23 protein-coding genes and 1 tRNA gene are annotated in these 20719 nt (G+C 67.5%); 11 read left to right on the forward strand and 13 right to left on the reverse strand.

Annotated elements, in window-relative coordinates:
• Positions 1-37: 37 nt before the first annotated feature.
• The 6 genes from FDA38_RS38260 to FDA38_RS38285 all read right to left on the reverse strand — a co-directional run bounded on the left by FDA38_RS38260 (position 38) and on the right by FDA38_RS38285 (position 6988).
• Positions 38-2500, reverse strand: coding sequence for an ABC transporter permease (locus FDA38_RS38260; protein WP_137259043.1), 2463 nt, complete (start codon positions 2498-2500; stop codon positions 38-40).
• A gap of 1 nt (position 2501) precedes the next feature.
• The gene (locus tag FDA38_RS38265; protein WP_137259044.1) at positions 2502-3281 is read right to left on the reverse strand and encodes an ABC transporter ATP-binding protein; all 780 of its coding nucleotides are present in this window, start codon (positions 3279-3281) and stop codon (positions 2502-2504) included.
• Positions 3282-3377: 96 nt separating this feature from the next.
• Positions 3378-4043 (reverse strand): response regulator transcription factor, encoded by a 666-nt coding sequence (locus tag FDA38_RS38270; protein ID WP_137259045.1) that lies wholly within the window; start codon positions 4041-4043, stop codon positions 3378-3380.
• Entirely contained in the window at positions 4043-5221 is a 1179-nt protein-coding gene (locus FDA38_RS38275) for a sensor histidine kinase (protein ID WP_137259046.1), read from the reverse strand. The genes FDA38_RS38270 and FDA38_RS38275 overlap by 1 nt, the downstream gene beginning before the upstream one ends.
• A gap of 75 nt (positions 5222-5296) precedes the next feature.
• Positions 5297-5938, reverse strand: coding sequence for a TetR/AcrR family transcriptional regulator (locus tag FDA38_RS38280; RefSeq protein WP_137259047.1), 642 nt, complete (start codon positions 5936-5938; stop codon positions 5297-5299).
• A 54-nt stretch (positions 5939-5992) separates the two neighbouring features.
• The gene (locus FDA38_RS38285; RefSeq protein WP_137259048.1) at positions 5993-6988 is read right to left on the reverse strand and encodes an acyl-CoA desaturase; all 996 of its coding nucleotides are present in this window, start codon (positions 6986-6988) and stop codon (positions 5993-5995) included.
• Between the two features lie 123 nt (positions 6989-7111).
• On the opposite strand from FDA38_RS38285, the gene FDA38_RS42515 reads away from it, so the two are divergent.
• The 4 genes from FDA38_RS42515 to FDA38_RS43515 all read left to right on the forward strand — a co-directional run bounded on the left by FDA38_RS42515 (position 7112) and on the right by FDA38_RS43515 (position 9752).
• Positions 7112-7183: transfer RNA gene (locus tag FDA38_RS42515), tRNA-Gln, on the forward strand.
• Between the two features lie 998 nt (positions 7184-8181).
• Entirely contained in the window at positions 8182-8469 is a 288-nt protein-coding gene (locus FDA38_RS38290; protein ID WP_137259049.1) for a hypothetical protein, read from the forward strand.
• Positions 8470-8573: 104 nt separating this feature from the next.
• Complete coding sequence (locus FDA38_RS38295) at positions 8574-9014, forward strand: hypothetical protein (RefSeq protein WP_137259050.1); 441 nt, start codon at positions 8574-8576, stop codon at positions 9012-9014.
• 615 nt (positions 9015-9629) lie between these two features.
• Positions 9630-9752 (forward strand): hypothetical protein, encoded by a 123-nt coding sequence (locus FDA38_RS43515; protein WP_267901779.1) that lies wholly within the window; start codon positions 9630-9632, stop codon positions 9750-9752.
• A gap of 68 nt (positions 9753-9820) precedes the next feature.
• Here the strand turns inward: FDA38_RS43515 and FDA38_RS38305 are convergent, their stop codons facing one another.
• Entirely contained in the window at positions 9821-10171 is a 351-nt protein-coding gene (locus FDA38_RS38305; protein ID WP_137259052.1) for a hypothetical protein, read from the reverse strand.
• Between the two features lie 241 nt (positions 10172-10412).
• Here FDA38_RS38305 and FDA38_RS38310 point away from each other — a divergent pair, with 241 nt between their 5' ends.
• The 3 genes from FDA38_RS38310 (at position 10413) to FDA38_RS38320 (ending at position 12732) form a co-directional block, all read left to right on the forward strand.
• Positions 10413-11201, forward strand: coding sequence for a hypothetical protein (locus FDA38_RS38310; protein WP_137259053.1), 789 nt, complete (start codon positions 10413-10415; stop codon positions 11199-11201).
• Between the two features lie 91 nt (positions 11202-11292).
• Positions 11293-12237, forward strand: coding sequence for a phosphotransferase family protein (locus FDA38_RS38315; protein ID WP_137259054.1), 945 nt, complete (start codon positions 11293-11295; stop codon positions 12235-12237).
• A gap of 54 nt (positions 12238-12291) precedes the next feature.
• Positions 12292-12732 carry an AAA family ATPase gene (locus FDA38_RS38320; RefSeq protein WP_137259055.1) on the forward strand — a complete coding sequence of 147 codons (441 nt, stop codon included), beginning with the start codon at positions 12292-12294 and terminating at the stop codon, positions 12730-12732.
• Here FDA38_RS38320 and FDA38_RS38325 read toward each other — a convergent pair.
• From FDA38_RS38325 to FDA38_RS38345, 5 genes are all read right to left on the reverse strand, one after another.
• The gene (locus FDA38_RS38325; protein ID WP_233715177.1) at positions 12723-13247 is read right to left on the reverse strand and encodes a DinB family protein; all 525 of its coding nucleotides are present in this window, start codon (positions 13245-13247) and stop codon (positions 12723-12725) included. The two genes, FDA38_RS38320 and FDA38_RS38325, sit on opposite strands and share 10 nt — an antisense overlap.
• Entirely contained in the window at positions 13237-13674 is a 438-nt protein-coding gene (locus tag FDA38_RS38330) for an NUDIX hydrolase (protein ID WP_137259056.1), read from the reverse strand. Before FDA38_RS38330 ends, FDA38_RS38325 begins: the two co-directional genes overlap by 11 nt.
• A 29-nt stretch (positions 13675-13703) precedes the next feature.
• Positions 13704-14279, reverse strand: a complete 576-nt coding sequence (locus FDA38_RS38335; protein ID WP_137259057.1) for a nucleotidyltransferase domain-containing protein — start codon at positions 14277-14279, stop codon at positions 13704-13706.
• A gap of 172 nt (positions 14280-14451) precedes the next feature.
• Positions 14452-15270, reverse strand: coding sequence for an alpha/beta fold hydrolase (locus FDA38_RS38340; RefSeq protein WP_137259058.1), 819 nt, complete (start codon positions 15268-15270; stop codon positions 14452-14454).
• Positions 15271-15309: 39 nt separating this feature from the next.
• Positions 15310-15684, reverse strand: a complete 375-nt coding sequence (locus tag FDA38_RS38345) for a YciI family protein (RefSeq protein WP_137259059.1) — start codon at positions 15682-15684, stop codon at positions 15310-15312.
• A gap of 88 nt (positions 15685-15772) precedes the next feature.
• Here FDA38_RS38345 and FDA38_RS38350 point away from each other — a divergent pair, with 88 nt between their 5' ends.
• A complete protein-coding gene (locus FDA38_RS38350) occupies positions 15773-16606 on the forward strand; it encodes a phosphotransferase family protein (RefSeq protein WP_170990005.1) in 834 nt (277 codons plus the stop codon).
• Here FDA38_RS38350 and FDA38_RS38355 read toward each other — a convergent pair.
• Positions 16596-16922: a VOC family protein gene (locus FDA38_RS38355; protein ID WP_137259061.1), complete on the reverse strand. Its 327-nt coding sequence runs from the start codon at positions 16920-16922 to the stop codon at positions 16596-16598. The two genes, FDA38_RS38350 and FDA38_RS38355, sit on opposite strands and share 11 nt — an antisense overlap.
• Before the next feature lie 93 nt (positions 16923-17015).
• Between FDA38_RS38355 and FDA38_RS38360 the strand changes: the two genes are divergently transcribed.
• The 3 genes from FDA38_RS38360 (at position 17016) to FDA38_RS38370 (ending at position 20717) form a co-directional block, all read left to right on the forward strand.
• Positions 17016-18095 (forward strand): hypothetical protein, encoded by a 1080-nt coding sequence (locus FDA38_RS38360; protein WP_137259062.1) that lies wholly within the window; start codon positions 17016-17018, stop codon positions 18093-18095.
• A 163-nt stretch (positions 18096-18258) separates the two neighbouring features.
• The gene (gene glmU / locus FDA38_RS38365) at positions 18259-19710 is read left to right on the forward strand and encodes a bifunctional UDP-N-acetylglucosamine diphosphorylase/glucosamine-1-phosphate N-acetyltransferase GlmU (protein WP_170990006.1); all 1452 of its coding nucleotides are present in this window, start codon (positions 18259-18261) and stop codon (positions 19708-19710) included.
• A 26-nt stretch (positions 19711-19736) separates the two neighbouring features.
• Positions 19737-20717 carry a ribose-phosphate diphosphokinase gene (locus tag FDA38_RS38370; protein WP_137259064.1) on the forward strand — a complete coding sequence of 327 codons (981 nt, stop codon included), beginning with the start codon at positions 19737-19739 and terminating at the stop codon, positions 20715-20717.
• Positions 20718-20719: the final 2 nt, after the last annotated feature.

Raw genomic sequence — 20719 nt, forward strand, 5'->3', positions numbered from 1 at the left:
GCTCGCCCGGCCCCCTCAAGCCGGGCGAGCCGCTGGCTCATTCGGTCGCGAGCGCACCGGCCGGTGCGACCTTGGCCGCCCGGCGGGCGGGCAGGACGGAGGCGAGCAGACCGGCGATCGCGGCGACGGCGGCGATGATGATCAGCAGCTTCCCCGGTACGGCGTACTCGACGCCGCCGTCGACCGTCTGGCCGCCCATCAGCGCGCTCGTCCCGGTCCAGCCGTAGACCAGGCCGAGCACGATCCCGAGACCGGCCGCGACCAGTGCCATCAGCAACGATTCGACCGCGAGCATCCGGCGCAGCTGGCGGCGGGAGAGACCCATCGCGCGGAGCAGTGCGTTCTCTCGTGTCCGTTCGAGGACCGACAGGCTGAGCGTGTTGCCCACGCCGACCAGCGCGATCAGCACCGAGACCCCGAGGAGACCCACGCCGACGATCAGCAGTACGTCGAAGATCTTCGTGTAGCTGGTCCGCTCGGCCAGCCCGCCGGTGACGGACAGGTCCTTCACGGTCGGGATCGACTGCTCCACGGCGTCGATCACGTCCGAGCCGTCCGCCTTCGGATCCGACGCGAGCCAGAACCCGGTCACCGGCGCGGTCGGCGCCAGCTTGGCGAGATCGGACGAGCTGACTGTGATCGGATCGAGCCCGGTCGCCTGCTGCGCGGTGACGGTCAGCTTGTGCTGCCCGGACACGATCGTCAGCGGCGATCCGTTCTCGAGCTTCAGCATGATCATCGTTGACCGGTCCATCAACGCCGTACCCGGCTTGAGTTGGCCGGCCGCCTCCGGGTTGTGGATGACCGGCCCGGCCTTGGTCGGGTCGATGCCCGTGACCTGGACCTCCTGGCCGCCGGACTTCACCGTCACCTGGCTGATCGGGACGACTTGCGTGATGCCCTTGATGTCGCGGAGCTGCTGCTCGGCGTTGGCCGGCATCTTCTCCTTGTACGTCGTCACCATCAGGTCGACCGGGTACTGCCCGTCCATCGACACGTCGAACGTCTTGCGTACCGAGGCGATTCCGACGCAGGTGAGGCTGATCAGCGTGACTCCGATGAGCAGCGCGGACGTGGTGGCCGCTGTGCGCTTCGGGTTCCGGACCGCGTTCGCGACGGCGATCCGGGCGGGTACGCCGCCACCCTTCGCGGGCAGTGCGCCGATCACCCGGATCAACGCGGGCACGAGCAGCGAACCGACCGCGAGGATGCCGAGGAACGAGATCGCACCTCCCGCGACCCCGACCAGGACCTGGTGCGACGCCGCGCCGGCCGCCAGCAGCAGGCCGCCACCGACGAGGAGCAGGAAGCCCAGGATCAAACGCAGTACGCCGGCCTTGGACGCGGCCGCGGGCGCAGCCTCGGGACGCAGTGCGGCGAGCGGGGCCACCTTGGTCGCGCGCCGGGCAGGTACGACAGCGGCGAGCAGCGTCGCCACGGTGCCGAGCAGCAGCGGCAGGAACACCGACGACAGATCCAGGTGCAGCGGCACCGGCGGGATGCCCCAGTCGAACTCGCGGGAGAGCGCCAGCCCGACCGCGGACAGCGCGACGCCGAAGACGACACCGATCGTGGACGCGATCACGCCGACCACGCTCGCCTCGGCGATCACCGAGGAGAACACCTGCCGCCGGGACGCGCCGACGCAGCGCAGCAGCGCCATCTCGCGGGTGCGTTGCGCGATGACGATCGTGAACGTGTTGCCGATCACCAGACAGGCGACGAAGAGCGCGATGACGGCGAACATCCCGAACACACCGCCTAGTACGTCGATGCCGTTGGTGTAGCTCTTCACCTCGTGGGCGATGAACGCCGTACCGGTGAAGGTCGTCAAACCCTTGGAAACAACGGCCCCCGCGGCGTCGGCCGCCTGCTGCTGCGTGACGCCGGGCTTGGCGGCGATCCCGATGCCTTGGACGAAGGCACCCGGTTCGAAGATCTTGACCGCGGCGGGAGTCGCGACCGCGGATCCCGTACCGACGACCTTCGAGTCGTCGAGCAGTCCGACGACGGTGACGGTCCACGACTTGTCGTCGTACGAGCTGAGTCGCAGGGTCTGGCCGACGGCGACCTTGTGCTTGGCCGCGGCGCGGGCCGGCAGCGCGATCTCGTTCGTTGTGGTGGGCAACCGTCCGGACGAGGTGCCGGGACCGGCGATGCGGGTGGTGTCGTAGAGCGCGTCGATCGGGAGCGTGGTCGGCCGGACCAGGTCCGGGTACGACACCTGTAGGTACGCCGTGGTCAGCGTGACGACCGATGCGGCCTGCGGCAGCTTCTGCACGTTGGCGATGTCGGCGGGAGAGATCGTCGACTGGTCCGGGTAGACGACGGCGTCGACGCCCTTGTACTGCGCGCCGATCGTCTCGTCGACGCCGTGCGACGCGGACGAGTGCACGATCATCGCCAGCGACCCGAAACCGACCCCGAGCAAGATCGCCAGACAGGCGGCGACCAGGCGGCCCACGTGGGCGCGCAGCGAGGAGAGGATGGAACGGCGCACGTCAGGCTCCCAGCTGGCGCAGGGCGTCGAGGACGCTCTCCGGGGTCGGCTGCCGCAGCTCGCCCGCAAGCTTGCCGTCGGCAAGCATCACGACACGGTCGGCGTACGACGCGGCCAGCGGGTCGTGGGTGACCATCACCACGGTCTGGCCGAACTCGCGCACCGAGCGGCGCAGGAAGCCGAGCACCTCGGCGCCGGACCGCGAGTCCAGGTTCCCGGTCGGCTCGTCGGCGAACACGACCTCCGGCCGCCCGACCAGGGCCCGCGCGACCGCGACCCGCTGCTGCTGACCGCCGGACAGCTCCGACGGCCGGTGCGTGAGCCGGTCAGCGAGGCCGAGTACGTCGATCAGCGTGTCGAGCCACTGCTGGTCGGGCTTGCGGTTGCCGAGCTCGAGCGGCAGCAGGATGTTGTCCTTCGCGGTCAGCATCGGCAGCAGGTTGAACGACTGGAAGACGAACCCGACCCGGTCCCGCCGGATCTTGGTCAGCTCGGAGTCGGGCAGCCGGGTCAGCTCGGTCTCGCCGAGCAGGACCTGACCGCCGGTCGGGGTGTCCAGACCGGCCAGGCAGTGCATCAGCGTCGACTTGCCGGACCCCGACGGTCCCATGATCGCGGTGAACTGGCCGACGCCGAAGTCGACCGAGACGCCGTCGAGCGCGGCGACCGCGGTGTCGCCCTGTCCGTACACCTTGCGCAGCTCGTGCGCCCGGATCGCGGTCCGCGGTTCCCCGTCCTGCGGCAACCGCCCGGCCGCAAGCTCTCCGGTCTGCAAGCTCATGTCACTCCTTGGTTCTTGAGGTTTCACCAAGAAGTTAGTGATCGCCGCGCCCGGTTACGTCGGACCGCAGTGGGGACTACGGGTCCTACCTGGGTATTACTTGGTCGGCCTGACCAGGCCCGTTTCGTACCCCAGGACGACGAGGGCGACCCGGTCGCGGAGGCCGGTCTTGGCCAGGATGCGGCCGATATGCGTCTTCACCGTTGCCTCGGACAACGTGAAGAGCCTGGCGATCTCGGTGTTCGACAGGCCGCGGGCCACCTCGACCAGGACCTCCCGTTCGCGGGCGGTCAGCTCGGCCAGATCAGGGCGCTCGGTCTCGGTGTCGGGCAGCGCGCCGGCGAAATGCTCGAGCAGGCGTTTCGTCGTACTGGGGGAGACCACGGCGTCGCCGGAGTGGACCTGGCGGATCGCGGACAGCAGGTCGGCCGGCGGGGTGTTTTTGAGCAGGAAGCCGGCCGCGCCGGCCTTGATCGCCGCGAACGCGTACTCGTCCAGGTCGAACGTGGTCAGCACGATCACCTTCGGTGCTTCCGGCAACGACTGCAGCCGGCGGGTCGCCTCGACGCCGTCCAGCCGCGGCATCCGGACATCCATCAGTACGACGTCGCAGGCGGTCACCTGGATCTTCTCGACCGCTTCACCGCCGTCGCCGGCCTGTCCGACCACCCGCATATCGGCCTGGGAGTCGACCAGCATCGTGAATCCCGCTCTGACCAGCTCCTGATCGTCCACGAGGAACACGCGGATGACGTCGTCCATCACTCTCCAGTCGGCAGGTTGTACGGCAGCTTGGCGATCACCTCGTAACCGCCGCCCGCCTTCGGTCCGGCGCTCACCGTACCGCCCGAGACCGAGGCGCGTTGCCGCATCCCGACCAGACCATGACCCGGATCCGAGCTCGGCGCGACGCCGGCACCGCGGCCGTCATCGGTGACCACCACGGTCAGCATCTCGCGCCCGAAGTCCAACTTCACGCAGGTGCGGGCTCCTGGTCCGGCGTGTTTCAGGGTGTTGGTCAGACCTTCCTGCACGATCCGGTACGCCGTGAGCCCGAGCAGCGCGGGCAGATCGCGAGGCTGGCCGGTCACGTCGTACGTGACGTTGAGGCCGGCCTCGCGGACGTTGTCGATCAACTCGGGCAGGCTGGAGACACCCGGTTGTGGACGCGGCTGGTTCGGGTCGAGCTCGTTCGGCTCGTCCTGTTTGAGCAGGCCGAGCATCTTGCGCATCTCGGTCAGGCTCGCGCGGCCGGTGTCGCCGATGGTGGCGAGTGCCTTCTTCGCGGCCGCGGGCGACTGGTCGGCGGCGTACAGCCCGCCATCGGCCTGGACGATCATGATCGACAGGCCGTGCGCGACCACGTCGTGGATCTCGCGGGCGATCCGGGTCCGTTCGTTGCTCACGGCCAGCTTGTTCTCCCGGTCGCGGTCCCGTTCGAGCTGGGCGGCGCGCTCCTCGAGCTGGGCGACGTACAGACCGCGGGTGCGGCGGCGCTCGCCGAACGCCCAGACGCCGAAGACGAGCGCGCCGAGCGCGACCATCATCGTGACCTGCTGTTTCCAGTCCGCGTTCGACCAGTAGCGCGAGACGGCCATCAGCACGCCGAGCCCGCCGATACCGAGGGCGATCCGGCTCAGGCGGGTGTCGCCGTACACGGAGATGGCATAGAGCGCGACGAGCAGGCCGATGTTGCCGGGCTGCAGGTCGACGCCGATCAGCCATTGCAGGGCGGCGACCGAGCAGACGGCGAAGAAGACCAGTTCAGGATGGGTACGGCGCCAGATCAGCGGGACCAGCATGCCGAACGCGAGGATGCCGCCGAAGTGCGCCTGCGCGAGCGACAGGAATCCGGCGGTCACGCACAGCGCACCGGCCAGCAGCAGGTCGAAGGCCCTGCTCCGGGCAGGCAGCGGCCGGGCGGTCAGTATCCCCGTCATGTTCGCCAGGGTACGGGGCCGATTGTGCGCCGGGGTCAGCCTCCGGGCGGATGTCGGCGTACGACCGCGGTCTTGTTACTTGTGCGGGCGGGTCGAGAGCGTGGGCTTGGGCTCGAGGCCGGACAGGCCGTTCCAGGCGAGGTTGACCAGGTGCGCGGCGACGTCCGGCTTCTTCGGTTTGCGGGCGTCCAGCCACCACTGGCCGGTGAGCGCGACCATGCCGACCAGCATCTGGGCGTACATCGGCGCGTTCTTCGGGTCGAGGCCGCGGCGCTTGAACTCCTCCGCGAGGATGTGCTCGACCCGGGTCGCGACGTCGCTGAGGATCGAGATGAAGGAGCCCGTCGACGATCCGACCGGCGAGTCCCGGACCAGGATCCGGAAGCCGTCGGCGTTCTTCTCGATGTAGTCGAGCAGGGCGAGCGCGGCCTGCTCGACGAGTTCGTGCGCGCGGCCGGCCGTGAGTGCGCCGGTGACGCCGTCGAGCAACGCGCGGACCTCGCGGTCGACGACAACGGCGTACAGGCCTTCCTTGCCGCCGAAGTGTTCGTAGACGACCGGTTTCGAGACCTCGGCGCGGTGTGCGATCTCCTCGACCGAGGTGGCCTCGTACCCCTTCTGGGCGAACAGGCCGCGGGCAATCGTGATGAGTTGTTCGCGACGTTCGGCACTGGTCATCCGGATCCGGCCGGACCGCCGCGGTTTGGGTTCCGTCACGTCGTGATCACGTCAGCATCATGCCGCACTTCGGGTGTTGCCGGTGGGAGGTTTTCAGGCAGCCTTGAGAGTACGGGTCGAAGAGTCCACACGCCGGGCCTCCAGCCGCTCTTTGACCGGCCAGCGGACGTCGGTGACCCAGCCGCGCTTCTCGAAGAACCAGATGCAGCGGGCCGACGTGTCGAGCTGACCCTTGAGTACGCCGTGCCGCGCGCAGGTCGGGTCGGAGTGGTGCAGGTTGTGCCACGACTCGCCCTGGCTCAAGATCGCCAGCCACCACACGTTGCCGGACTTGTCCCGGCTCTTGAACGGCCGGTCGCCGATCGTGTGGCAGATCGAGTTGATCGACCAGGTGACGTGGTGGAGCAGCGCGATCCGGACCAGGCTGGCCCAGAAGAACGCGGTCAGCGCGCCGGTGAACGACCAGGACCAGAGGCCGCCGATGATCGCCGGCAGCAGGACGCTGGTCGCGACCAGGAGCGGGAACAGCCGGGACACGCGGACGATGTCCTTGTCCTTCAGCAGGTCCGGCGCGTACTGGCGCTGCGGGGTCTGCTCGGTGTCGAACAGCCAGCCCACGTGCGCGTAGATGAACCCCTTGGTCAGCGCGCCGAGCGTCTCGCCGTACCGCCAGGGGCTGTGCGGGTCACCCTCGCGGTCGGAGAACTTGTGGTGCTTGCGGTGATCGGCCACCCAGCGGATCACCGGCCCCTCGATCGCCAGCGAGCCGGCGATGGCCAGCGCGTACTTCATCGGCCGGTTCGGCTTGAACGACTTGTGCGTGAACAGCCGGTGGAAACCGATCGAGATCCCGTGCCCCGCGATCGTGTAGAACACGACCGCCAGGACCACGTCGTGCCAGCCGAGGAAACCGCCCCACGCGATCGGCACCGCCGCCAGCACTGCCAGGAACGGGATGCCGATGAACAACGCCAGCGCCACCTGCTCCCAGGCCTTCTTCTGCTCGCCGCCGAGCGTCCCGGTGTTCACGTCCTCGACGACGGGCGCGGTACGGGTGGGCGCGTCCGGCGTGGCAACGGGTGGGGTCATAGCTGCTTCATCCCTCGGGTCGGGGGTCCTTACCTACGCAACCGTAACCTACGGCACCGTAGGTAAGGAACCCCTCAGCGTGTCATCCACCCCACTCATGGCAAACTGTCCCGGCAACCACGATCCCCCGTGGGGTAATCGGCAGCCCGCGAGACTTTGAATCTCGAAGACCAGGATCGAAACCTGGCGGGGGAGCTCTCTTCACGTACTGCGTGCGCCGCAGACGTGGATCCGGTGGGGTGCGTGCCCCACGCGGTGCTACGTGCGACTCCTTCGTCGCCGTGCTGCGCGCCGCTCCCGCCCGCCCGGCGCTTGGCGCGCCATGTTGGCGCTCATCGCGCGTGAGTGCGGCGTGGCGGGTCCTGCTGCTGGTGGGTTGAGGTGGACCTGGTGGGGTCTGCCCCACGCGGTGCTACGCGCGGCTCCTTCGTCGCCGTGCTGCGCGCCGCTCCCACCCGCCCGGCGCTTGGCGCGCCATGTTGGCGCTCATCGCGCGTGACTACGGCGTACTGGGTTTCCGCGGGTGGTGGAGGTGGTTGGGGTGTGCCCCGCGCGGTGCTGTGCGCAACCCGCCGGTTCGACCTCTCTAATCGAGGATCCGCGACGATGTGCGGCCGATACGTGCCGACGGGAAGACACGATGGGCGAGGTACGCGCAAGCAGTAGTGGACGTCGCCCGGCTCGGATGCCCATGAGGACCGCGACATCCGGGCGACGCTTGCCCGCACTGGCCCGTCTCGAACGGGCAGCTCCCCTCCACAACGGGCACAGAAGCCGGGCTTGGCTACTTCTGTACCGAGGCAGCGGCCTAGGCCAGCGGTTCCACTACCTCCGCTGACCGCTACATCTTGAGGACGCCTGGAGGTGCCGTCAACAGCGTTCCTCCGACTACCTCCACTGCGCGTGCTTGCTAACGGACTTGCTCACAAACGGGGGTGAACGGGCTGGCAACTGAATCTCGAGGACCAGGATCGAAACCTGGCGAGGGCGCTCTCTCCGCGTGCTGCCGTCGACGTGGATCTGGTGGGTGCGTGCCCCACGCGGTGCCATGCGCGGCTCCCGCCTGCCCGGCGTGTGGCGTCACGATCGGGACCGCACGGACCTGCCGATGAGCGTGTGCGCATGAGGTCGCACAGCTAGTCTCTTCTCAGTCCCAACTTGTCTCACCGGTACGTCGCCGTGATGACGATGACATGGCTCAGCCTGAAGTCGGCGAGATCGAGCGTCGGCAGGCAAACCTGCGGTATCTGCTCAATCAATGGGATCCCATTGGAGTGGCCGATCTCGTTGCTGACGAGTACGACTGCCTGCTGGCGCCGCTGTGGCGGCTGCTGATGCGAGGGGCCTCACGCGCTGAGCTCAGTGAGTTCCTTTGGTACGACCTCAAGGATCACTTCGGACTTGATCCTGAGGGCTGTGAGGTCGATCGATTTGCAGACCGGCTCGCCGCGTTGGCGGCCACCTGGGTGGACCCTGTCTGACGCACTGTCACGCCACGAGGCCTCCGATAGTTCACTGCCCGCGCCCATACCGCGATGCGTGGAGTCTCGTCGCGGATGGGGGATCGCGTCATTAGCATCTCCACATGGCAGCGACGGCGTCTGGGGTGTTTCGGCGGACTGCTCTTGAGCGGGCGGATCAGCGGGTCTCGTGGGAGCGGACGGATCAGGCGTTCTTCTCGAGTGGGGCTTGTCATGTGCTGGCCTGGACTTGTCGGGATTTCTATGCCGACAAGGGGATCGGCTTGGCGGCGATGTACATGGGTGACTTCGAACATCCGCTGCATGTGTACGCGAGGTGGGGCGCGTGGGCGTTCGATGCGTCGGGTTGGAATCTTGAATCCGAACTCCACCAGGTCAACAGCGACTTCGAGGGTCTTCCGGTCCGTGAGGTGGAGACGATCACCAGCGACCTTCGGGAGTTCTGTGAAGCGCACGTGCATCGGCAACCACACCAGTACTGGGCCGATCCGACGGAAAGAGCACGCGCCTATGTGAGCCGATACGACCCGCCCTGGCTCTCGTAGCGGGAGTATCGAGCCGCGCGTGACCGCCCGGTGGCGATGCCGGCCTTCGGTGAGTCCAGGGTGGATCTGCTGGCGTGGGCGCACGCGGTGCCGGCGCGGTGGTGGCTGCGTACCACCACTGAACTCATGTGCCGGCCTGGCTCCGCGCGGCACCCGATCGTTGCCCCTCGGCGACTCACGACCCCTGCCAGAACCACAAGACGCAAAGGGCTGCCCTATGTGGCGCAGCCGCAACGCAGCTTCCGAGCACCGATAATCGCCTCGTGGTCTTGCGCCCTGCTGCCTATCCGTTCGTGCCCAAGTCGAACGCTCACCTCTTGCCAGGGCACATCTGGGGGATACCGCTACGAGACGGCCGTTCAGCCTGCGGTGTTGTTGTCGCGGTGCCCACCGCTGAGGAAGCGCCACACCAGGCGATCAACAGTCGAACGTTCGCCGCAGGCTGCGGTCGATGACAGTCAGCTCGTCAACTGGGGCTACGGGCACATCAAGATGATCGGGGGCAACGGAGGGGCAATCCTCGGTCAACGCTCGCCGGCGCGCGAGCGAGATGGTGCTCTGCCGCGTCTATCCCACCGCGTGGGCGGAGCGGTCGGCCTTTATCGTGACGGTCAGATGGTCCGCATCGCCACAGCCGACGAGGCACGAGATCTTCCCGTCATCGGTACGTGGGGCTCCACCTACATCGTGGCCCTGGCCGAGCTGGTCTTCATCGACGGGAAACCGGTCGGTGGATGAACATCGGGCCAGGTCTGACGATTTGGTGCGGATCAGGATCGACGCGGCAGGCCGGCCCGGGTTTGCAGCTATCCGAAGGACGCCGCGGCCCGGGTCGCAGTACACCGGCGGCATTGGGAGCGGAGTTCGTTCCAGAGCAGGTGGGCGAGTAGGGCATTGCCGGCTGCGGCGAGAGTCCAGAGGGTGATGAGCCAGGGGACCAGGGCGTTGCTGTCGATCAGGTTGGTGGGGCCGAGGAGCATCAGCGGGATTGAGGCGAGGTAGCTGATGTAGGGCACTGTCAGGCCGAGTGGTGCGGTGCCGAGCCACAGGAATCTGATGAGATCGAAGTCGGCGACGTAGACGTAGGTGGCGAACGCGAATACGGCCAGTACGTAGAGGGCGCCGCCAACCCGCCATGACTTGCTCATCCCCGTCATGAACCGAGTATCGGGGACGGGGTGACGCGCGTTACGGGCCGCCGTACTGGATGGTGAACTGCCGCGCGTTCGATCCCCCTCTCGGCGTATGCCGTCGGACGCGCGGCAGTTTGATCACGCTAAGCGAGGGGGTGCGTGGCGTCCATGCGGTGGGACGTAGAGGGAGGCAAGTGCCTCCCTACAGATGGCCACGTAACGTGACGATGGTTCTGCCCGATGTACAGGCGGGGGAGGACTCGAGATGACGCCACGGCCACCGGCAGCGCGGGATGACGCCAGCGCCGGATACTTTCTGGATGCGGCCGCCGAGCTGATCGACGGGATGTTCGACGGTGGTGTCCGGGAGCGTCCGCATCGACTGCGTGGGATCCATTTTCCGGCTGCGCTCGAGTGGATGCGGGTCAGCGACGTCGTCGAGCTCGCGCAGGAGCGCCACGGGGACGGGGCGAGTGAGAAGGCCTTCCGGAATCGGTGGCCCGATCGCAACACCTTCGTGAAGGCGGCGATCATCCACACGATGCTGTACCGCGATGCGCCCGAGTCCAACCCGGCGCTGTACGTCGGGAAGCTGCCGGCCAGTGTCACCGCCGCGAGCTTGACCGACGCCGTGATCGAACTCTGCGACGGGCTCCTGAAGGCGTTGCAGGCGCGACCGCGCTCGTACCTGCTGCACCACATCGGACCTCTGCTCGACCAATATCCCGACCTGAGGGCCGCGATCATCAAGGACATCGTCGGCACTCGCGAACCGTGGTTCGAGGGGTACGCCGCGTTGCTCGGCGCGCTCCAGCTCAACCTCAGGCCCGGCTGGACGATCGAGCGAGTCGGCCTGGCGCTGCAGGCGATGCTGGACGGGTTCTTGTTCCGATCCCGCGTCCAGCCCGAGGAGATGAAGGAAGCCGGCTCAGCAGACGCAAGCCTCTTCGCCGAGACCGTGATCTGCTTCATCCTCGGCGTACTCGACCTGGACGCCTCACGCAAGACCACCCACACAATCCTCGACGAGACCGCACACACAGCACAGAGCTGACGTCGCGGATCCGTTCTACGAACCATGAGGCTAGGGCGGCGGGTTGGAAAACGCTTATCGCTGTGGGGCTCTGACGAATAGGGTCGCGGTCATGGACGACGGCGACTGGCGGGAGGGTGGGTTCAGGGAGCGGCGGCCTTCTGTGGAGACGCTCGACTGGGTTGCGGCGTCGATGGGGCGGGGGAGTCGGGTCGTTGGTTATCGGCGGCTGACCGGTGGGGTCTGCTCGGCCGTGAATCGGTTGACTGTCGAGCGGCGTGGGGTGCGGACGTTCGTCGTACTGCGGCAGTATCCGGGCGGGCTTGGTCTGCAGGAGCCCTTGGAGCAGGAGATCGCCAACCTTGGTGTGGTGGCGGGAAGCGGGCTTCCGGTTCCGAGCGTTCTGGCTGCTGATGTTGCTGGTGCTTCGACCGGTGGCGCGCCGGCGTTGCTGATGACGCGGTTGCAGGGGCTTGTTCACCTCAATCCGGCGGAACCTCGGTCATGGCTGACGAGGATCGCGGAGATTGCTGTCTTGCTGCATTCCCTCGATCTGCCCGCGAAGACGTTCAGGCCTTGGACGGATTCTTGGATCGCTCCTGTAGGCGGGTTTCGGGTGCCGGTCGATGCACAGAAGCCGGCTGTGTGGAAGGCGGCGTTCAGTCTCATGGCGGCGGCGCCGCCTGAGGACACGGCCGTCTTTCTGCACTGCGATCTCCTGCCTGTGAACATGCTCTGGTCGCGCGGGAGGATTACCGGACTGACGGACTGGAACTCCATCTATCGAGGATCGCGTGCGATTGACGTCGGGCACTGTCGGCGGTACTTGGCGGCGCTCTACTCGCCCGAGTGGGCGGAGCAGCTTCGGTCGCTCTATGAGTCGATCGCCGGGGTGACTCTCGATCCGTGGTGGGACCTGTATGCCCTGCTGCACTATGACGACAGCGTGTCGAAGTGGATCCGTGGTCAGGTCGCCGGGCGCCGTCCCGTCGATGTGCCCGACATGACTTCCCGGGTCGAGGTCGCCGTCGAGGCGGCGCTACAGCGGCTCGGATAACTGGGCGGTCGGCGCGGAGTCCGGCGTACCCGGTTGTTGCTACGGTCCGGTGGTATGGCGCGGGTGTTGGTGACGGGGATGTCGGGGGTCGGGAAGACGACCGTGCTTGAGGAGTTGCGGCGGCGGGGGCATCTGACGGTCGACACCGACTACGACGGCTGGGTGTTGGCGGATGGTCGGTGGGATGAGTGGCGGATGGATCGGTTGTTGCGGGAGCAGCCGGATGTTGTTGTTTCGGGGACGGTTGAGAATCAGGGACGGTTCTACGACCGGTTCGAGCAGGTGGTGTTGATCAGTGCGCCGGTTGAGGTGCTGATCGAGCGGGTCAGTACGCGGACCAACAATCCGTACGGCAGGACCGCGGAGCAGCAGGCCGAGATTGCGACGTACGTCGAGACCGTCGAGCCCCTGCTCCGCCAGGGCGCGACGGTGGAGCTGGATGGGCGGAAGCCGGTGGGAGAGCTGGCCGATCTGATCGAAGGGCTTCAGCGGTAGGCGTCGGCAGCTTGTTGGATCACGCCTCGGTGGTCGCGCCAGGACGGGTCGTCGTCGATCAGCTCGCGGATGATGTCGGCGTGGCCGGCGTGCTGGGCGGTCTCGTTGACCATGCGGATCAGTAGGACGCCCAATGTCGTCTCTTGGTGGCCCTCGGCCCAGTGCGCGACGTGGGCCGGGCTGTCCAGGTCGAGCTCGTTGACGGTGCGGTCTGCATGAGCACAGGCCTGCTGGTAGACGGTCACGACGTACTCGCTCGATTCATCCGGCGTGGCCCACATGTCGATCTCGGTGGACGGGTCGTCGCGGAACCACGACGGGCGCTCGATCGGTGGACGCCCGAACGCCTCGCCGAGGTACCCGTACTCCATCCCGGCCAGATGCTTCACCAGCCCAAGCAGATTCGTCCCGGTCGGAGTCAACGGCCGGCGCCGGTCGTACTCCGACAACCCGGCGAGCTTCCCGAGCATCACGGCCCGACTGCCCTGTAACGCCTTCAACAGCTCATCTTTCACCCGGCACCTCCGCCAGCAGTTGGCCGAGTTGGGGCGGGAAGATGGTTTCGGTTGTGGTGAGTAGTTCCTGGGAGGTCCACCAGCGGAAGCCGAGGATGGTGCGGGTCTCGTACTCGCTCAATGCCGCAGGTGCCGGCGAGAAGTGCTCGACCCGGTGCAGCAACCATTCTTCGTGTACGTCGAAGGCCTGGCCGTCGAACTCGTAGCGGTGGTCGCGGCGCCAGACCGGCGTACCGACCGGGAGATCGACCAGGCCGGTTTCTTCGTGGGCCTCGCGTGCGGCGGCTGACTGGAGGGACTCGCCGGGCTCGACGCCGCCGCCGACCGGGTACCAGCACTTGGACTGGGATTTCGGGTCCTTGGCGTGGATGAGGAGTACGCGGTCGTCGGCGTCGAGCAGGATGAGCTTTACCGCTAGCCTCGCCACGGGATGACTTTAGAGGCTGGTGGGCTCAGCTAGCTGAGGGTTGGGAGCCAGGGGTGGTCGGGGTATCGCGGGGCGATGTGGGCGTGGAGCCAGGCGCGGCGGGCTGGGTCTAGGAGGTCCGCGACATCGTGGAAGTCTTCGGTGTCCTTCGGGCGGTCGCTGCGGGACTTGTAGACGAGCACGATCTCCGGGGCGAGGTACGGCAGGCCGTTGGTGAGGGTGATCTCGTCGAGCGGTTTCCGGGTGGTGCCGCGGCCGCGGTGATACACCCAGTCGTCGCCGTCGGAGGCCGCGAGCATGATGCGGACCGGGGCCGGGAAGAGCTCATCTGGGAAGGCGAGTACGTCGGGGCCTGGGGTCAGCGTCTCGCCGGGCTCCCACGGCCGCTGGTCGCCGGTGTTGGGGTTTTCGAGCGTTGGCCGCGGGGCGGTGAAGGTGGCGGCGACGTGGTGGAGGTCGCGGGCCAGGACGAGTACGTCGACGTCCGAGTGCGGTCGCCGTACCCGATCAGCAAACAGATCGAGCGCCCAACCGCCGGCGATCCAGTAGCGGGCGGGGTAGTTGTCGAACAGCGCGCGTACGGCGCTCAGAGCTTCAGATTGCATGGCTGACTCCCTCGCATGACATCGGATGCGGTGAGCCCCGAGAGAGTCAGAGCCGCCAGAGTTCCGTTCGAGGCGGCACCGCGCATGAGTAGCGCATGAGAACCACCTCCTCCGTGCTCTGACACTCGTCGAACGAATCGTAGCGATCCAAAGGTCTGTCGGCACCGGGATTTCAGGCCAGGAAGCGGCGGATGTGATCTGACCAGAGGGTGGGGTTTTCGAAGTGGGCCATGTGGGCTGCGTTGGGAATGACTGCTAGTTGGCTGGTGGGGAGGGCGGTGTGGAGGCGGCGGGCGAGTTGGACGGGGAAGCCCATGTCGTACACGCCGTGGAGGATGAGCGTGGGTTTGTTGAGAGTGCGGAGGACTTGTTCGGGGTCGCCGGGGCACCACGGGTGCATCAGGCCTTGCATCGCGCGTTCGAGGGACCAGTCGCCTTCGTCGGTGCCAATCGAGTTGAGCAGGGCCAGGTAGGCGGGTGCGAGGGACAGGTCCCAGACGAAGACGGTCGAGTTGCGGAGGGCGCCGTTGGCCTCGTCCTCGATGCGTTGGCGGCGGTGGTATTCGGGCCAGTCGGCCAGATGGCGGGCGTTGTCTGCAGATGTGTACGCCGACGTGGAGGCAAGAACCAAGCGGCGTACCTGCTCCGGATGCTTGTCCACGAAGCCCATCGCGGCGCGCCCGCCCGTGGAGAACCCGAGCAGATCGACCTGCCCGAGCTCGAGTTTGTCGATCAGGCGATGGGTGTCCCGTACGACGTACTCCGGTTGCAGCTCGTCGTCGGGCAGGCGGCGCGTACTCCGCCCGCAACCGCGGAAGTCGAACAGTACGACATGGTGATCGCGAGCCAGCGGCTCGAAGCCGGGCAGGAGGTAGCCGTGGCCGACGTCCGGCCCGCCGTGCATCACGACCAGCGAGGGCCTATCGCCCCGCTCCCCAAGCTCACGCACGAACAGCGTCACATCGCCAACGTCTACGAACGAATCACGCATGCCGCGAGGATGTCAGGTCGCACCGACAGCTAGAGGCCTTTACTCGTCAGGTACGCCGACATCGAGGCATTCCCGCACCTCGATGTCGTACTCGCGGGGCAGCAGCGCGGCCACCTCAAGCGCCGTTGCCCGGTCGGGCAGCTCGACCAGATAGAAGCCGCCGAGTTGCTCGACGGTGTCGGCGTACGGCCCTTCGACCACCGCACGCCCATCGCCGTCCGGACGCAGCGTCCGGGCATCCTTCGGGTGCACCAGCGCCTCGCCCCCGCGGAAGCGCCCGCGCTCACGTACGGCAGCCGTGAACGCACGGAAGTCCGCAAAGACTCGCTCGTGCTCCGCGTCGGCCGCCGCATCCCAGCGAGCGAAGTGATCGGGCTCCGCCATCAGGATCAGAAATCGCGTCAAGTCAGCCATGTGGTTCGCCTTTCAGGACCGGCAGTATCACCAGGATGACGACCGACCTGACCTGAAATCGACACGACTCGAGCAGCTCGCGATCGGGATGCAGGGGGCTGTCTACCGCCTGCCGGGCGAGAGGATCGCCAAGATCTGGTTTCACGCCGGCGACGCCGAGCTGCGACGGCTGGGGGAGTTGTACGCCGCGATCGACGGGCGGTTGCCGTTTCGTACGCCGCGGATGATCGAGATTCGCCGGCCTGGTCCGTACCACGTGACGATCGAGGCGGAGCTGCCCGGCGTACCGCTCTACAAGGTGGCGCCGGCGTTCGGGGAGGCCGGGTGGGAGCGGACGCGGGACTGCGTTGTCGACGTACTCGCGGCGCTTGCGGAGGTCGACGCGCCTGAGGTGCTGCAGCGGATGACGGTGCTCGATGAGGACGACCTGTTCAGGCCGGAGGGAACGTCGTGGATCGAGGCGCTGACAGGGCTGGTACGGCGGCGGGTGGCGCGGTTCGGCGATCAGCTTGCGCCGGTTGTCGATGACTTCGACGGCAAGGTGGAGCAGCTGTTGCAACAGCTGTCCGGGATGAAGGAGCCGGAGAGCCGGCTCGTGCACGGCGACGTGACCGCGGGGAACATCCTCGTCGACGAGGATCTCTGGCCGGTGGCGCTGATCGATCTGGGCATGCTGACGATGGCCGGCGATCCGGTGTTCGACGCGGCGGCGGCTGCGAGTCTGGTCGAGCTGTGGTTGCCGCGGGTTCGCGAGGTCGAGGCGGCGTTCGACCAGGCGTTTGTGGATCAACTCGGGTACGACGCTGAGCAGCTGCTCGTCTATCGCCGCGTTCACTCGCTGCTGATCGCCAATGCGCATGACGCAGACCCGTACGGCCGGGACAGCGCCGTACCGCTGGCTGCGGCTTTGTTCAACCGATGATGCAGAAGACGGTGCCGTCGGGGGATCTGAGGACCACGAAGTCGGCGTCGTGCGGGTAGGTCCAGTCTTCGACTCGTTCGGCGCCGAGGGCGATGAGACGGTCTACTTCCTCTTCCAGGGTTGAGTTGTCTACCCAGAGGTCTAGGTGGGTGCGGTCGGTTTCGTCGAAGTGGAGGCGGGTGGGGCGGGCGGACGGGGGAGGGATGAGGAAGTCGGGGTTGCCGTCGGCGGTGAAACCGAGAGCCTGACTCCAGAAGTCGGCGGCGGGGCCGGTTTTCGGGACGTTGAGGATGATTGCTCCGAGGGTGAGGGCCATGGTTCTCAGGGTTGCAGATTCTGGGGTGTAACGCGGGGGTCGGGTGAAGGCGTCGGGAGGGGTGTAGGAGACGCACACTCGGAGGGAACCGTTGTGAGACTGAAGAAAAGCATGCTGGCCGTGATGGCTGGGGTCGTCGCGAGCGCGCTGGCGGCCGGATCCGCTGCAGGAGCCGAAGCACCGTTGCGGTGGGCAACGACTGCGACGCATCGGCAGCCGGCGACGTTCAACGACGTCGCGAGTGGGGCCGGCGGGACATGGGCTGTCGGTGGCGATCAGGTGGAGGACTTCGCCGATCAGCGTCCGTTGGCGATGCGCTGGGACGGGAAGACGTGGAAGGCGACCGCGCAGCCGGTGAAGACCAACGCGACGTTGGAGAGCGTTGCGGTCGGTACGGCGGCCAACGTCTGGGCGGTCGGCGAAGACCGGACGGACCCGAACCAGACGAAGCCGCTTGCCATGCACTGGAACGGTACGAAGTGGTTGGTCGTCAAGCCGCCCGCCGTACCGACCGGGTCGTTCGACGATGTCGTCATCGCGCCGGACAAGTCGGTCTGGGTCGCCGGGTGGGCGAACGTCGGCGGCGCGGAGCGGGCGGTCGTCTATCGGTACGTCGGTGGGAAGTGGCAGCCGCTCTACACCGGCCTCGAGAATTCGATCAACGGCAACGTCCTCGCCGTACTCTCCGCGAACAACGCCTGGCTCGGGCTGAACGCCGGCCTCGCGCACTTCGACGGCAAGCGCTGGACCCTGGTGAAGGACGTACCGGTCGACGGCTCCCAGATCCCGACCGGCATCGCGGTCGCCGGCCCGAAGAACATCTGGCTGGTCGGCGTCCAGTACCACTCCGGGATCGCCCCACTCGCCCTCCACTACAACGGCACCAAGTGGGCCCAGGTCCCGGTCCCGGCGGGCATGGCGCAGCTGTACGACGTCGTACTCCGGAACAACCGCCCCGTCGCCGTCGGCGAACGCTTCGAAGGCGACAACTCAACCGCCAAGCCCTACGTCCTCCAACTCACCGGCGCGAAGTTCGTCAACGCCCCCGCCCCCAATGCCCCAACGGGCACCCTCACCGCCATCACCACCACCAACGACCGAACCTGGACAGTAGGCATGACAGCCACGTCCGCGGCGTCCCCGTTCTCGGCCCTGGCCGCCTACAGCCGCTGATCGGTCACTGAGCGTCCCGACCACGACGGAGGGTGAGATCGGTCTCGTGGAGGGTGGGGTGGGGTTCGGATCTTGAGCAAGTAGGCTTGCGCGGGCACTGCATCGGGTGCCCATGCTGATACTTGTTGAAAGAAACTCGCAGGGAACTCGAGGAGAAGACCGCGTGACTTCCCATCGCCCCGCGGCGGTCGTGATCATGGCCGCCGGGCTCGGAACCCGGATGAAATCGGCGACGCCGAAGGTGCTGCACGAGATCGGCGGGCGCAGTCTCGTCGGGCACGCCGTCGTCGCCGCCCGGGCACTCACCCCCGAACACCTGGTCGTCGTGGTCGGCAGCGGCCGCGAACTGGTCGAGGCGCACCTGAAGGAGGTCGACCCCGACGTCCGGACCGCCGTCCAGGAGCAGCAGCTCGGCACGGGCGACGCCGTCCGCGCCGGGCTGACCGCCGTACCGCAGGACTTCGACGGCTCGGTGATCGTCACGTCGGGTGACGTCCCGCTGCTGGAGGCGGAGACGCTGCACGACCTGATCGCCGACCACGACAAGCAGGGGAACGCGGTCACCGTCCTGACCGCGCTCGTCCCCGACCCGACCGGGTACGGGCGGGTCGTCCAGGGCGCCGACGGCGCGGTGGACGCGATCGTCGAGCACAAGGACGCCACCCCGGAACAGCGCGAGATCCGGGTGATCAACGCCGGCATCTATGTCTTCGATTCGATCACGCTGCGTGACGGGCTCAGCCGTCTCACCACCGACAACGCACAGGGCGAGCTGTACCTGACCGACGTCATCTCGATCGCCCGGAACGACGGCAAGCGCGTCGGCGCCCACGTCACCGACGACGCGATGCAGACCGAGGGCGTCAACAACCGCGTCCAGCTCGCCACGCTCGGCGCGGAGCTGAACCGCCGTACGCTCGCCAAGCACATGCTCGAGGGCGTCACGATCGTCGACCCGAACACCACCTGGGTCGACTCCACGGTCGAGCTGGCCCGCGACGTCACCCTGCTGCCGAACATCCAGCTGCACGGCGCCACCACGGTCGGCAGCGGTACGACGATCGGCCCGGACACCACGCTGACCGATGTCGAGGTCGGCGAGAACGCGACGATCATCCGCACCCACGGCTCGCTCGCGGTGATCGGCGACGGCGCCTCGGTCGGCCCGTTCGCGTACCTGCGGCCGAACACCAAGCTCGGCGTCAAGGGCAAGATCGGCACGTTCGTCGAGACCAAGAACTCGACCATCGGCGACGGCGCCAAGGTGCCGCACCTCACGTACGCCGGGGACGCGACGATCGGCGACGGCGCGAACATCGGCGCCGGCACGATCTTCGCGAACTACGACGGCGTCGCGAAGCACCCGACCCACGTCGGCAAGCACTCGTTCATCGGCAGCAACTCGGTCATCGTCGCCCCGCGCACGATCGCCGACGGCGCCTACCTGGCGGCCGGTACGGCGCTGACCGAGGACGTCGGCCCGGGCGAGATCGCGGTCGCACGCGGTCGGCAGCGCAACATCAAGGGCTGGGTCGCGCGTAAGCGGGCCGGCACCAAGACCGCTCAGGCGGCCGAAGCGGCGCTGGCCGAACAGGCCGGCGACGAGCAGTCCTGAACAGCAGAACAACGGGAGGCGCGGCGATGAGCGGGATGAAACGAACCACCGAGAAGAACCTGATGGTCTTCTCCGGCCGGGCGCATCCCGCGCTCGCCGCGCAGGTCGCCGAGGAGCTCGGCAGCGGCCTGGTTCCGACGCAGGCGTACGACTTCGCCAACGGCGAGATCTACGTCCGGTTCGAGGAGTCGGTCCGGGGCAGCGACGCGTTCGTGATCCAGAGCCACACCTCGCCGATCAACGAGTGGATCATGGAGCAGCTGATCATGGTCGACGCGCTGAAGCGGGCCTCGGCCAAGCGGATCACCGTCGTACTCCCGTTCTACGGGTACGCGCGCCAGGACAAGAAACACCGCGGGCGCGAACCGATCTCGGCCCGGCTGATGGCCGACCTGTTCAAGACCGCGGGCGCGAACCGGCTGATCTGCGTCGACCTGCACACCTCGCAGATCCAGGGCTTCTTCGACGGTCCGGTGGACCACCTGATGGCGCTGCCGATCCTGAGTGACTACGTCGCGCAGAAGTACGGCGACCAGCAGCTGGCCGTGGTCTCGCCGGACGCCGGCCGGATCAAGGTGGCCGAGCAGTGGTCCGCCCGGCTCGGCGGCGCGCCGCTGGCGTTCATCCACAAGACCCGCGACATCGACCGCCCGAACGAGACGGTCGCGAACCGGGTCGTCGGTGAGGTCAAGGGCCGGGTCTGCATCCTGGTCGACGACATGATCGACACCGCCGGCACGATCACCAAGGCCGCCGACGCCCTGTACGCCGAGGGCGCCGCCGGGGTGGTGATCGCCGCGACCCATGCGATCCTGTCCGGTCCGGCGGTGGACCGGCTGAAGAACTGCCAGGCCAGCGAGGTCATCGTGACCAACACGCTGCCGATCGCGGAGGACCGCCGCTTCGACAAGCTCACCGAGCTGTCGATCGCTCCGCTGATCAGCCGGGCCATCCGCGAGGTCTTCGAGGACGGCTCGGTCACCAGCCTCTTCGAGGGCCGCGCCTAGGC

The organism is Kribbella jiaozuonensis (genome assembly GCF_005233875.1).
Taxonomy (GTDB): Bacteria; Actinomycetota; Actinomycetes; order Propionibacteriales; family Kribbellaceae; genus Kribbella; species Kribbella jiaozuonensis.